Raw genomic sequence first — 13,150 nt, 5'->3', positions numbered from 1 at the left:
TCGAAATAGCGAACATCAAACGGGGCAAGCGAAACTTCGATGTGGATCGTCAGACTCGCGCTTAAGCGCCCGTACACGTTCATTGTCCTGTCGCTGCTGCTGCTTATCATCGGCCCGCTCGTGATCATGCGCACGCCGACCGATATCTTTCCGAACATCGACATTCCGGTCGTTAGCGTAATCTGGTCGTACACGGGCTTGCCTCCTGATCAAATGGAGCGCCGTATCACGCTCAATTACGAGCGTGGGCTTTCGGTGGCGGTCAACGATATCGAACATATCGAATCGGAATCGCTGCCAGGCATTGCGGTCATCCGCATATTTTTTCAGCCGAACGCAAACGTGGATGAAGCGATCGCGGAAATTACCGCGCTTTCGCAGACGCAGCTTCGTCAGTTGCCACAGGGCATCACGCCGCCGAACATCTTGCGCTTCAATGCGTCGACCGTGCCGATCTTGCGGCTTGCGTTGTCGTCGTCGGAACTCACCGAGCAGCAGCTCTACGACTTCGGCAATAGCTTTCTCAAGACGCAGCTTGCGACAGTGCAGGGTGCATCCGTGCCGTTGCCCTATGGCGGCAAGCAGCGGCAGATCATGGTCGACATCGACTCGCGCAGGCTGCAGGCAAAGAATCTTGCCCCCACCGATGTCGTGAATGCCATCAGCGCGCAAAACCTGATCTTGCCGACGGGCACGACCAAGATCGGACCGACCGAATATCAAGTGGGACTCAATGCGAGCCCGGATACGATCGAAGGTCTCAACGACATTCCGATCCGAACAGGGCCTGGCGGCACCATCTATATTCGCGACGTGGCGCACGTGCGCGATGGCTTTCAGCCGCAAACGAATATCGTGCGACTCGATGGCACGCGTGCGGCGCTTCTGACGATCAACAAGAGCGGCAATGCATCGACGCTCGATATCGTGTCGCGCGTGAAGAACCTGTTGCCGACGCTGCGTGGCATGGTGCCCGAATCTTTGAAGATAGAGCCGGTCGCCGACCAATCGCTGTTCGTGCGCGCATCGGTAGAGGGTGTGTTGCGCGAGGCCGTGATCGCGGCGGGTCTGACCGCGCTCATGGTGCTGCTGTTTTTAGGTAGCTGGCGCGCGACGCTTATCATCGCCATCTCCATTCCGTTGTCGATGCTCACGTCGATCGTCGCACTCTCGGCGATCGGGCAGACCATCAACATCATGACGCTCGGCGGACTGGCGCTCGCAGTCGGTATTCTCGTGGACGATGCGACCGTCGCTATCGAAAACATCAGCCAGAATCTCGAAGAAGGCAAGGAACTGGAGCAAGCGATTCTCGATGGCGCGCAACAAATTGCCGTGCCAACGCTCGTTTCCACGCTTTCCATCTGCATCGTTTTCATTCCGATGTTCCTGCTTACCGGCGTTGCGCACTACCTCTTCGTGCCGCTGGCCGAAGCAGTCGTTTTCGCCATGATTGCGTCGTACTTCTTCTCGCGCACGCTCGTTCCGACGCTTGCGAAGTATCTGCTGCGCAACCACGAACACATGGGTGGCGATGTCGAATCGATGAAGGGTTCGCGCAACCCCTTCGTGCGTATTCATCTCGGTTTCGAGAGGCGCTTCGAAGCGGTGCGCGGACGCTACCGCGCCTTTCTCGAAGCTCGGCTCGCGCATCCCGCGCGCTTCGCTTCGTTGTTCCTCGTCTGCTGTCTGCTCTCGCTCGCCCTCGCACCGTTTCTTGGCCGTGACTTCTTTCCTTCCGTCGATTCGGGCGTGATCGCACTGCACTTGCGCACGAAAACCGGCACACGTATCGAGGAAACAGCGGCATTGACCGATCGTGTCGACAAGCGCATTCGCCAACTCATCCCGTCGCGCGAGGTGCATTCGATCATCGACAACATGGGCTTGCCGGTATCGGGCATCAATCTTTCGTATAGCAACACCGGCACCATCAGTTCCGCCGATGCCGACGTGCTTATCACGCTCAACGAAGATCACGCGCCGACCGACGACTATATCCGCCAACTCCGCAAGCGCTTGCCGCAGGAGTTCCCCGGCGTGGCGTTCTCGTTCCTACCTGCGGATATCGTGAGTCAGATTCTCAACTTCGGTGTCCCGGCGCCGCTCGATATCGCCATCACGGGCCGCGATGTGCGTGGCAATCGCGCCTTCGCCAATCACTTGCTCGAGAAGATTCGTCGCGTGCCGGGTCTCGTCGATGCGCGCATTCAGCAGCCCTCCGATCTTCCATTCGTCAACGTCGAAGTAGATCGTACGAAGGCGCTTCAGGCAGGCTTTACGCAACGCGATGTCGCAAGCAATCTGCTCATCACGCTGTCGGGAAGTCAGCAGACGACGCCTACGTTCTGGCTCAATCCCGCGAATGGCGTGAGCTACAACGTCATTACGTCCGCGCCGCAATACGATATGAACTCGTTGCAATCAGTCGCGAATATTCCAGTGACATCGGCTAGCGGCAAGACGAATATTCTTGGCGCGCTTGCTTCATTGTCTCGCGGGTCGCGCGATGCCGTCGTGTATCACTACAACGCGCAGACCACCATCAATCTTTATGCAAGCACCGAGCGGCGCGATCTGGGCGCGGTGTCGGATGACGTTCAACGCATCATCGACGAAGCGCGCGGCCAATTGCCCAAAGGCTCGTCAATCGACATGCGTGGACAAGTCGAAACGATGAACGGGTCTTTCTCGGGCCTGGCGTTTGGATTGATTCTCGCCGTCGTGCTGGTGTATCTGCTTATCGTGGTCAATTTTCAGTCGTGGCTCGATCCGTTCATCATCATCACCGCGCTGCCGGGTGCGTTAGCGGGCATTGTCTGGATGCTCTTCCTCACGCATACGACGCTGTCCATTCCCGCATTGACCGGCGCGATCATGTGTATCGGCATCGCGACGGCCAACAGCATTCTCGTCGTGAGCTTTGCGCGTTCTGCATTGCAGGAACACGGCGATGCCATGCGCTCGGCGCTCGAACGCCGGCTACTCGCGTTTCAGGCCCGTGCTGATGACCGCACTCGCGATGATGATCGGCATGGTGCCCATGGCCATCGGTCTCGGCGAGGGCGGCGAACAGAATGCGCCGCTCGGCCGCGCGGTGATCGGCGGCCTGATGGTCGGCACCATCGCCACGCTCTTCTTCGTGCCCGTGGTGTTCTCGATGATCTATAAGCGTATCGAAGCGAAGCGCGGCGGCGCAAAGCACCTGGATGGCGAGCCGCAAGGCCAGTCGTGATGCCGATATATACGGAGTTCGAATGAACGAGCAGTCAAACGAACGATCGACACGCAAGCGCGGGCGCATGTGGCTCGTGATCGCGCTCGTGGTCGTCGTGTTGCTGGTGGCGCAGGGTATCTGGTCACGCCATTCCGCGCACGCGGAACTGGAACGCGATGCCGGCGAGCACAGCGTCCAGACCGTCGAAATCATCAAGCCGACGCGCATGAAGCCGACACAGGACCTCGTGCTCGCAGGCGATATCCGTGCCTTCTCCGATGCCCCGATTTTTGCGCGCACCAATGGCTATCTGAAACGCTGGACCGCGGATATCGGCACCAAGGTGCGCAAAGGACAGCTGCTTGCGGAGATCGATGCACCCGAGATCAATGATCAGCTGCGCCAGGCTCGCGCCGATGCGCAGACGGCGCGCGCCAATTATTTGTTGGCGAAGACCACCGCCGATCGTTGGGTGCAGATGGCGAAGAACAACTCGGTCTCGCGGCAGGAGACAGATGAAAAGACCGGCGACATGCTCGCCAAGGAAGCTGCGTTCAACGCCTCGCAGGCGAACGTGTCGCGACTGGAGCAGATGGTTTCGTTCCAGAAGATATATGCACCGTTCGATGGCGTCGTGACGGCCCGCAACACCGATGTCGGCCAGTTGATCGATGCGGGCAGCGCGGGGATCGGCCGCGAGCTCTTCCATATACAAGATGCCACTACGCTGCGCGTGTTCGTCGATGTGCCGCAAGCCTACGCGCGACTCGTGACACCCGGCTTGCCGGCGGAACTGATCCTCAACGAAGAGCGCAATCGCAAGTTCGAGGGCGTCACGGTGCGAACGGCGGGAGCGGTCGATCCGGTTGCACGCACCATGCGTGTCGAAGTCGGCGTGAAGAATCCGAGCGGGGAATTGCTGGCAGGCGCCTATGCGCAAGTGCGCTTTCATCTCACCAACGCTAGCGCGTCGTACACGCTACCCGGCAATGCGCTGCTGTTTCGTCCGGATGGCGTGCATGCGGCGAGCGTCGATGCGAACAATCGCGTGAAGCTGCTGCCGATCACGCTTGGAACCGATTACGGCACGCGCGTTTCGATCGCAGCCGGATTGTCGGGCGATGAGCGTGTGATCGTGAATCCCCCGGATTCGATCATTGATGGAGCGGCGGTCCGTATCGGACGCGCGAACGCCACGCCTGGTGCGAGTCAACCGAAGCAGGGCGGCGAAGCATCATGAGCATGCTGCATGCAAAATGCCGAATGCCAAGTTTGGCGGCGGTGCTGGCGCTAATGTTAAGCGGATGCGCGGTCGGGCCGGATTACAGCAAGCCCGACGTGGCGATGCCCGTTGCATACAAAACGGCAGAACCCGCCGATGCGCCCGTTCATGCGGACACACTGCCGCAAAACTGGAAAGCCGCGCAGCCCGCCGATGCCACCCAACGCGCTCCCTGGTGGGAAATCTACGGCGACCCGCAATTGAACGCTCTGGAGGAACGCGTCGCGAGCGCGAACCAAACGGTGGCGGCGGCATCCGCGCGTTTTCGCGGCGCGCGAGCGGCCGTCGCGCAGGCGCGTTCGGCATACTTTCCGACTGTCACGGCGAATGCTGCATTCAATCAGTCGCGGGCGTCGTCGAACATAATGTACAAGTCGAGCGCGGGCGTGACCGTGCCGGACTATCTGGTCGATGCGCAAATCTCGTGGGAACCCGACTTGTGGGGCCGCATTTCCCGCGCGGTCGAAGGTGGACGTGCGGGAGCGCAGGCAAGCGCAGCCGACTTGCAAAGTGCGATCCTGTCGATGCAGGCCGAGCTTGCAAGTAACTACTTCGAGTTGCGCGGCACGGTGGAGGAAGAGCGGCTTTTAAAGGAGACGCTGCAAGCCTACGACAAGGCGCTCGTGTTGACGCGTGACCGGTTTGCAGGCGGCATCGCGGCCGAGTCCGATGTTGCGCAGGCGGAGGAGCAGTTGCGCTCGACGCAGGCGCAGTTGATCGATCTCGAAACCGCGCGCGCGAGCCTCGTGAATGCAATCGCGATTCTCGTTGGCGAGCCGCCGTCGAGTTTCACGCTCGATGTCGAGCCGCTCGATGAAGGGCATGCGCCGCGCCCATCGGCGGCACTCGCTGCGCTGCCGCTTTCCGTGCCTTCCGCGTTGCTGGAGCGACGGCCCGATATCGCGGCGGCCGAGCGCCGCGTCGCTGAGGCCAACGCACGCGTCGGCGTGGCGACGGCCGCGTTCTTTCCGAATCTGCTGCTTGCCGCGACGGGTGGCCTCGAAGCCACCAATTTCAGTTCCTGGTTGATGGCGCCAAGCCGCTTCTGGTCGCTCGGGCCGCAACTCGCTTTCACCGCACTGGACTTCGGTGGCCGTGCCGCGGCACGCGATGCGGCACGCGCGACTTACGACGAGAGCGTCGCTGATTATCGTCAAACGGTGCTCACGGCTTTCGGGCAAGTGGAGGACAACCTCAACGCGCTGGAGGTTTTGCGCCGTGAGAGCGAAGCGCAACGCGACGCGGTCGATGCAGCGAAGCGCGCGTTATCGAAGGTTGGCAATCGCTACGAGAACGGCGCGATCACGTATCTGAACGTAGTGGTGACGCAGGCTATCGTGTTATCGGATCAACGCACGGAGGTGCGTATCGAGCGGCGGCGCATGGCGGCCAGCGTCGCGCTGATCAAGGCGCTCGGCGGCGGATGGACGACCGCCGCGTTACCAGATGCGGAAGAAGTATCGCGGCAAGAGTGAGAGGGCATTTTGCATTCGGTCTTTTGCATGCCGGAATTATGCATGCCGAATGCAATTGCCTGGCAGAAGCGCTCGCCATGTGAAACGCCGGGCCGCATTCGTCGCGTTCCCGGCGTATCGCCCAGCAGTCGAATACCTCAACCTTGCGCTTTCGGCCTGCAGATCATGAAGTATTGCGAACTCAACCACCAAGGCATATGCGGCACCGGGCTCATATGCACGGCATCGATATCGAAGCCCACGCTTACGAGATCGCGCAACTCACGGAAGTCGAAACCCTTATGCGTGATGCGCGGATTGATCGGCCGGCTCACGGACATGCCGACCATCGACTTGAGTACTTCGGAAGGCGTGTATTCCGATTTGAAGGAACGACTGCGGAGCATCCAGTTCGATACCTTCGGCGCGATTGCGAGGCCGTACATGATCGGCACCGAGATCACGAGCGCGCCGCTCGGCTTGAGAATGCGCGCGGCGTCATCGAGCAGCATGGCCAGTTCGTTGTCGTAGAGATGCTCGCAGACTTCGAAGGCGGTCAGCACGTCGACGCTTTGCGGCGTTACGTTGTTCAGCGACTCCGCGTATTTGACTTCGGGAAAGGTGGGCGCCATGTACGGATCGTGACCGACGAGCGTCACGTCCGGGCGCGCTTCGCCGAGCGTGTGCAAAAAGAGTCCAGGGCCAGCACCGAAATCGACCACCGTGCCGCGTTTCGCACATAGTCCGGTCACCAAATCGATCGCCATGTTCATGCGCGTTCGATGTGCATAACGCGCTAGCGGATTGCCGGATTTGACGGTTTGTTCTTCGTATGAAATTTCGCGCATCGGTGTGCTCCCCCTCGTTCGACTAGGCCATTTGTTCCTGGAATTTTCTGCGCCGCGTTCTTTTTTTTTATCGTTATGTCGGTTGATATTGCCGGGACTCACTGAGTCACGCAATCGACGACAGTAGGCCTTTAGCGCCTAACTTCTGCCGGCGTCCGCCACGTGCATCGGCCCTTGAGGCCTGTCTTGCAGCAGCGGAATCCAGACTACACGAAGAGCCACGCGCCGCATGCGATGAGGGCCACACTCCAGAGCCAATCGACGTTGACCCACCCCGTGCGTAGAAACCCGAGCCCCACACGCTCATGCACCGTCACGGCCAGCATGGAGATGACGGCAATGACGGCAAGCATCGACGCCGTGTGGATGGCGAGCGCGAGGGCGCCCGCTTCGAGCGCGCCGCCGGCAAGCTTGCCCGAGCACAGGGGCAAGAGCGCCGGCACGAGCATGAGGCCCGCGCCGTGGGCGCTCGACATCACGAACGACCACAACGCGAGGCCCGCGAGGCCCGTGCGCATGCCAACCGAAGGCCGTCCACGATGACCGCGCCACAGCCGCCATATGCCCCAGCCGATCAGCACCAGGCCTGCACCACGCGCGAGCATCTCATGTCCAAGCATGGTCCCGAGCGTAAGCGCGCCAACCAGCACGAGCCCTACCGATAAGGCATGACCGAGCGCAATCGGCACGAGCGAGATCAGAACGACGCGCCTGCTATGCGCATAGAGTCCGAGCGCGACGGCAAAGAGCCAGCCCATTGCGGGATTGAGTCCATGAAAGGCGCCCAATCCCGCAGCCGTGAGCCATAACGCCGACGAGGAGGTCACGGATAGCAGAACGAATCCGATGAGCAATCGCCGCCTTGCAGCCTGATCTGATGCGGCCTGTGCCCCTTCGGCCAGTCGATGAAGAAGTTCTTGTCGGTGCTAAGGCCGCCGTTCGGATCGGCGTCGAGCTTCACCATCCAGCCGTCGATGCCTTCGGGATAAAACTGCGCGTCCACCGCGCCATAAAGCGAGTTGGTGAAGTAGACGCGCCGACCATCGCGACTGACTTCGACCATTTGCGGTCCGCCATTCAGTGCACCGTTTTTAGCGCCGGGATGAGTGGCGCGCGACACGATCCCGCCGATGCGGACCTTACCCGTGAGCTTGGGCGAGAAGGGATCGGAGACGTCATACTGAAGCATGTCGCCCGTGCCCCAGCAGGACACGTAGAGGAAGCGATCATCCATCGAGAGATCGATGTCGGAGACGAGCGGCGGCACCGCGCCGAAGCCTTGAAGAAGCGGCGGCAGAACCGAGGCATCGGCAGGTTCCGCGGGAATGTCGATGATCTTCTTGACGGCCCACTTGTCCTTGTCGCGATACCAAGTCCATATCGACGAGGACAGATCCTTCAAGCTGATGACGCAATTCACGAAGCCGTATGCCTTAGTCGGATCGTGCGCGGGGCGCAGTTCGAACACGAGTTGATACTCATCGCCAAAGTCGATTTCCTGAATATGCTTGCGCTTGGTGAAGTCCCAGAAATGCAGTTTTCTGCCGTATTTCGCGCCTAAAAGAAGTTCGGGTACGAGGCCGCTCTCGAAGGTATCGGGCGTGCCCCATTCGCTCGTCACCATCGTGTCGTAACCGAGATGCCACCAGCCATCGTAGGCAAGCTGTTGCGGGCCGCGGTCCACTTCCCATCGGCCTAGTGGATCGAAGCTCTGTTGATCGAGCATCAGCACGCCACCAGGCGCTTTGCCTTCTGCATTGCCCAATGCCGTGATGTAGATGCCTCCCGGTCCGCAATGCACGGTATGCGGACGCGTATAGCCCGTTTTCTCGGCGAGTTCATCGGGCTCGATCGTGCGCACGATCTTGAGTTGCTTTGGATCGGGCTTCGTATCGACGATATGAATGCGCGACGAGCGCAGCCCCGGCACCACGAGATAACGCCTTTCCATATGCGGATGCGGCGCATTGGGGCAAAGACACGAAGAGCAGGCGTTCCAGCCGAAGTGATGCAGTTCGTCGCCGGTATCGGGCATGGCGAGTTCGCCGACGATCTTCGTGTAGTCCGGCGAATCGGGATCGACATCCACGACCGCCAGCTTGTCGGGCGTATTGCGCTCGGGGTCGAATGTCGCGACATAGGCGAGTGTTTCTCGCGGAGCCTTGGCTGCAAGGCGAGGCGAAGGATAGAAGCTCGGGTCGGGTTTCCATGTTGCCATGTTGCACGTCTCCGGTTAGCGGTCCTTGAGCGGCTCTTCTAAAGCGTTCTTGCGACTCTCTTACGTCTCTTGAAGTCTCTTCATCATAGGACAAGCGTGCGCGACTCGTTCCGTCAAGCTTCGAAGTATTTGCGCAATACAAAGCAACGTGCGCTTAAGGATCGCTCGGTCGCTCCAAGCTTTACCTCAGGCTGGCTTGAAAAATTCCATCGGCATGCACTGCGCCGTGAAGTTCGTTTAAGCGCATGATGCCTGGAAGCGCCGCACGCTCTCAAGCTGTGCAAGCGTCGCCCCTTGTTCCGCTAAGGAGGTTGCTTATGACCGAACCGATGATCAGCCTGATGGTGGGCATTGTCGTGCTGCTATGCGCCGCGGTGATTCTCGTGATGCATCATCGTCATCCGCATATCAACGTCCCCAAGGCACGATGGGTCGATACACATCCGCCGCGCGACTGGATGCGTCACAGACATTAAAGCTCGAAGTGTTTTAAGCACATGCGGCGCCGGCTGATTACCGGCGCTTTTTATTGCCTTGGCCTGGCTGCTATGAATCGCTTTAGCGTCTTGGCCCTTTCATCACTTCGGCTTCCATGGCGGCGTGCCATTCCTCGTTGTGCTCTATCGGCTCCATGTCTTCGTCGATGAACGCCGATGCACGCTCGGCCACGGAGCGCGTTTCCTCTTCATCGTCGATGTCGGCGGTATCGTCGTCATCGCCAGGAGGGTCGAGCATGTCCTTGATCATTGCGTTGAGTTCGGGTGTATCCCACGGCTCGTTCCGCTGCTTTTTCTTCTTGATGTAATGCCGCACTTCGGCGTCCTGCTCGGTGGTCAACGGCAGCCCGCGGAAGGTGCCTTGCGCGTCCAGGTTATCCATGATCGGTGCTCCTATTGCTGAGGCATTCAAGCGTTTTTGAGCCGTTCTAGTGTAACGCGCTTCGACCTCGTGCCACGTCGTATAAAATGGCGCGCTTTTCCCGAACGCATCGATACCTCGCCATGTGGTTCAAAAACCTCCAGCTTCACCGTCTGCCCGCACCGTGGAACATCACCCCTGAAAAGCTGCAGCAGTGGCTCGCGCCACTTGGCTTCAGTGCTGCATCGAGCGTCGAGAACGAACGGCGCGGCTGGGTTTCGCCGCACGGCGACGACTCGCTCGTCTATGCCGTCAACCGACAGATGCTCATTACGTATCGCGCCGAGAAGAAGCTCTTGCCCGCTTCGGTCGTGACGCAGTTCACCAAGGAACGCGCGCTCGAAGTGGAAGAACAGCAGGGCTTCAAACCCGGCCGCAAGCAGATGCGCGAGCTCAAGGAGCAGATCACCGACGAACTCTTGCCGCGCGCGTTCAGCATCCGGCGCGATACGCGCGTGTGGATCGACCCTGTAAATGGCTGGCTTGCAATCGACGCTGCGTCGGCGACGCTATGCGACGACATCATCGGTCTGCTCGTCAAGTCGGTGACCGATCTTCCGTTGATGAGTGTGCGCGTGGCACGGTCGCCCGTTTCCGCGATGACCGAGTGGCTCCTAACAGGCGAAGCGCCCGCGGGCTTTACGCTTGACCGCGATACCGAGCTGCGTTCTGCTGGCGAGGGCAATGCAACGGTCCGCTACGTGGGTCACGCGCTGGAAGCGGAAGACATGCGCCGTCATATCGAAGCGGGCAAGCAGTGCATGCGGCTTGCCATGACGTGGAACGACCGCGTTTCTTACGTCTTGACGCCATCGCTTACGTTGAAGCGGGTCAGCGCGCTCGACGTCATCAAGGAAGCCGCCGATCCCACCGCGACCAACGACGATGAACGCTTCGAATCCGACTTCACGCTGATGACAGGCGAACTCGCGCGCATGCTCGCCGACCTGACCGATGCGCTCGGTGGCGAGGAAGACCTTCGTGCAGCGGCCTAGATAGAAGCGGAAGCAGATGCAGCGGGTGCGAGAGAGGCGAAGGCGTAGTTGTTCTTGCCGTTACGCTTGACTGTGTACATGGTGTCGTCGGCGACCGCGACGAGGCGCCAATAGTCGCTCACCCGGTCCGGGTAGCTCGCGATGCCGATACTTGCTCGCACCAGCGAAAGACGCATCTGCATGTCGGTTTCGGTTACGCAATCGATAATCCGTTGCGCGATCGCGGCCAGCTCCTTGTCCCCGGAAAACTCGCGCACGAGCACGGCGAACTCGTCGCCGCCGATACGCGCGACGACGTCGCCACTACGCACGGTCTGGCGAAAGCGTCGCGATACCGCAATCAGGAACTCGTCGCCGATACGGTGACCGTGCGTATCGTTGACGCGCTTGAAGCCGTCGAGGTCGATATACAACACGGCGATGCGTGCCGGTTCGGTGCCGTTCGCAAGGCGCGCGGCCGACTCCTCCAGTGACGCGAACAGCTTGCGTCGATTGGGCAGGCCCGTCATCGCGTCGTGCAGTGAAGCGTGTTCGAACTCATGCGACATGCCGACCAATTGTCGATTGCGTTTTGCATACATTCCGATCGCCGTGATCAACACGCCGAACACGATCGCCGATAACGCGATGAGCGTATGCGACACGCTCACGATGCGCTCGCGCAGATCGGCGCTGGCGCGGTCGCGCTCGGTGCGCCAGTAGGCGTAGACGGAATCGAGCGCGCTGCTGGCCGCGCGAAAATCGGCAGCAGGCGAGAGGACGTCAGCGGGCATTGGCGGCGCGGGCACCGGGCTCGAACCGATGAGCGCGTGCAGGCTTCCGAGCCGCGCGGCAAACTCGATGCGCGCCTGGCGGTACGCAATGTGGTGCTGTGCATCGCTCGCCGGCGTGCCTAGCAGCACCACCGAGGCGCTACGCGCGGCATCGGCGCGCTCGACTGCTTCGAGCACGAGCCCGATGTATTCCTGATGCAATTGCACCGAGAAAATGGTGCGGACCTGAACCGCAAGAAAAAGCAGGCCGATGAGCAGCAGCGACAACGCCACGGCTGCAAGCGGAGCGGGCCCGCGAATGCCCGCACGCCGGGCGAGCGCCTGAACGGTATTCAAAATGCGATGCGGCAGCGGCCGATCCACGGCGTCTTCATCCGCGGGCATCGGTGGCGCTGCCGATGCTTCACGGACGGGAATATTCCTCTCGCTGACCGGCTGTTGCATTGCGTCGATAACTCACTCGATGGAAGAACGCGCCCACGCGCGCGAAGAGGCCGGTGTCCGTTCTGGCGCGCGCCGCGCGACGGCGTGCAGCCTGAGTCTGCCCGGCGCTCGCTTGGGCCGAAGCCGCACGGTTTCCGCGCGCCGAGGCAGTTTGCGACTGAGGTCGCGTTGCGGCCACCGCGCTCGGACGTTGCACGGTCGGCGCCGCTTGCGTTGGAGCGGCGGCGATAGCGGCGGCATCCACTGTGTCCGCGCCATAGACGGCGGGTGCAGTCGTGCTCACGGACGCATCGCGAACGGAGACGGGCGCCGCTTCCACTGTGCCAACGGCTTGCGTCTGCGTTTGCACCTGTGCAGGCACCTGAGCCGCGACAAAAGTCGGTTGATCGACACCTAACGTCTGGCGTGCGCTGGACATCGCTTCAGCATAGACGCGTTGATCGTGCGAGAACCACATGCTGTAGGCGATGGTTCCCAGCACGCCGACGGCCAACGCGCCCGCCGACGCGCTCCACAAGGCGAGACGCCCAAAGCGCAATGGTGCGCGCTGCGCCACGGGCTCATCCTCCAAATCGAGCGGCGGTGTTTCCATGGCAATGACAGTGGGATCATTCGCGGGTCGTGCGTGACCCGCGATGCTCTCCTGGGGTAGTTCAGCGTGGTGAGGCATGACAGCGCTCTCCGGAACGTGATCGTCGGGCGATGTCCAACTAGCGTTACACAACACGCTCGACACCGCCGTATAACAGTGGAATGGCGCGCACGCGATATGAAGGCCCGCGTGGCGCACCCATTCAAACGAATGGCCCAACTGATGATGAGTACAGCCTTGAAGATCGATGGCTATGCAGCGACAGCCGACTGATCCTTCTCGCCGCAATAAAGCATGCCGAACGCCCGCGTTACCTGGCGCTCAACGATGGATGCAATTCAGTTTGCTTCGCACGATGCCCGCGTAAGGAGGGCTGGCGCCGCATTTTATAGGCGAAGTGCTTGGAGCG

At 60.8% G+C, this 13,150-nt stretch carries 10 protein-coding genes and 1 pseudogene; 5 read left to right on the top strand and 6 right to left on the bottom strand.

Translation table 11 applies throughout. The features are described from left to right. Positions 1 to 39: 39 nt before the first annotated feature. From P9292_RS35765 to P9292_RS35755, 3 genes and pseudogenes are all read left to right on the top strand, one after another. Positions 40 to 3,235 (top strand): annotated as a pseudogene (locus P9292_RS35765) (efflux RND transporter permease subunit). 22 nt (positions 3,236 to 3,257) lie between these two features. Next, on the top strand, positions 3,258 to 4,457 hold the full coding sequence (locus tag P9292_RS35760) for an efflux RND transporter periplasmic adaptor subunit (protein ID WP_250464612.1): 1,200 nt from the start codon (positions 3,258 to 3,260) through the stop codon (positions 4,455 to 4,457). A gap of 23 nt (positions 4,458 to 4,480) precedes the next feature. Further along, on the top strand, positions 4,481 to 5,974 hold the full coding sequence (locus P9292_RS35755; RefSeq protein ID WP_309963808.1) for an efflux transporter outer membrane subunit: 1,494 nt from the start codon (positions 4,481 to 4,483) through the stop codon (positions 5,972 to 5,974). 137 nt (positions 5,975 to 6,111) lie between these two features. On the opposite strand, the gene P9292_RS35750 is transcribed toward P9292_RS35755, so the two are convergent. The 3 genes from P9292_RS35750 to P9292_RS35740 form a co-directional block, all read right to left on the bottom strand. Continuing rightward, positions 6,112 to 6,801, bottom strand: a complete 690-nt coding sequence (locus tag P9292_RS35750; protein WP_309963806.1) for a methyltransferase domain-containing protein — start codon at positions 6,799 to 6,801, stop codon at positions 6,112 to 6,114. Between the two features lie 206 nt (positions 6,802 to 7,007). Further along, a complete protein-coding gene (locus tag P9292_RS35745) occupies positions 7,008 to 7,655 on the bottom strand; it encodes a hypothetical protein (RefSeq protein ID WP_309963804.1) in 648 nt (215 codons plus the stop codon). Continuing rightward, positions 7,625 to 9,019, bottom strand: a complete 1,395-nt coding sequence (locus P9292_RS35740) for a selenium-binding family protein (protein ID WP_250508974.1) — start codon at positions 9,017 to 9,019, stop codon at positions 7,625 to 7,627. The genes P9292_RS35745 and P9292_RS35740 overlap by 31 nt, the downstream gene beginning before the upstream one ends. Before the next feature lie 317 nt (positions 9,020 to 9,336). Between P9292_RS35740 and P9292_RS35735 the strand changes: the two genes are divergently transcribed. Beyond that, positions 9,337 to 9,495 carry a hypothetical protein gene (locus tag P9292_RS35735; RefSeq protein WP_309963800.1) on the top strand — a complete coding sequence of 53 codons (159 nt, stop codon included), beginning with the start codon at positions 9,337 to 9,339 and terminating at the stop codon, positions 9,493 to 9,495. Positions 9,496 to 9,577: 82 nt separating this feature from the next. On the opposite strand, the gene P9292_RS35730 is transcribed toward P9292_RS35735, so the two are convergent. Further along, positions 9,578 to 9,898 carry a hypothetical protein gene (locus P9292_RS35730; protein ID WP_250525786.1) on the bottom strand — a complete coding sequence of 107 codons (321 nt, stop codon included), beginning with the start codon at positions 9,896 to 9,898 and terminating at the stop codon, positions 9,578 to 9,580. A gap of 122 nt (positions 9,899 to 10,020) precedes the next feature. On the opposite strand from P9292_RS35730, the gene P9292_RS35725 reads away from it, so the two are divergent. Then, positions 10,021 to 10,932: a recombination-associated protein RdgC gene (locus P9292_RS35725; RefSeq protein WP_250525787.1), complete on the top strand. Its 912-nt coding sequence runs from the start codon at positions 10,021 to 10,023 to the stop codon at positions 10,930 to 10,932. Here P9292_RS35725 and P9292_RS35720 read toward each other — a convergent pair. After that, a complete protein-coding gene (locus tag P9292_RS35720) occupies positions 10,929 to 12,089 on the bottom strand; it encodes a GGDEF domain-containing protein (RefSeq protein ID WP_250464622.1) in 1,161 nt (386 codons plus the stop codon). The two genes, P9292_RS35725 and P9292_RS35720, sit on opposite strands and share 4 nt — an antisense overlap. A gap of 19 nt (positions 12,090 to 12,108) precedes the next feature. After that, complete coding sequence (locus P9292_RS35715) at positions 12,109 to 12,819, bottom strand: hypothetical protein (RefSeq protein ID WP_309963797.1); 711 nt, start codon at positions 12,817 to 12,819, stop codon at positions 12,109 to 12,111. Positions 12,820 to 13,150: the final 331 nt, after the last annotated feature.

The organism is Caballeronia sp. LZ001, from assembly GCF_031450875.1.
Classification (GTDB): Bacteria; Pseudomonadota; Gammaproteobacteria; order Burkholderiales; family Burkholderiaceae; genus Caballeronia.
Note: the sequence above shows the minus strand (reverse complement) of the source record. Positions and strands in the feature narration are given on the sequence as shown.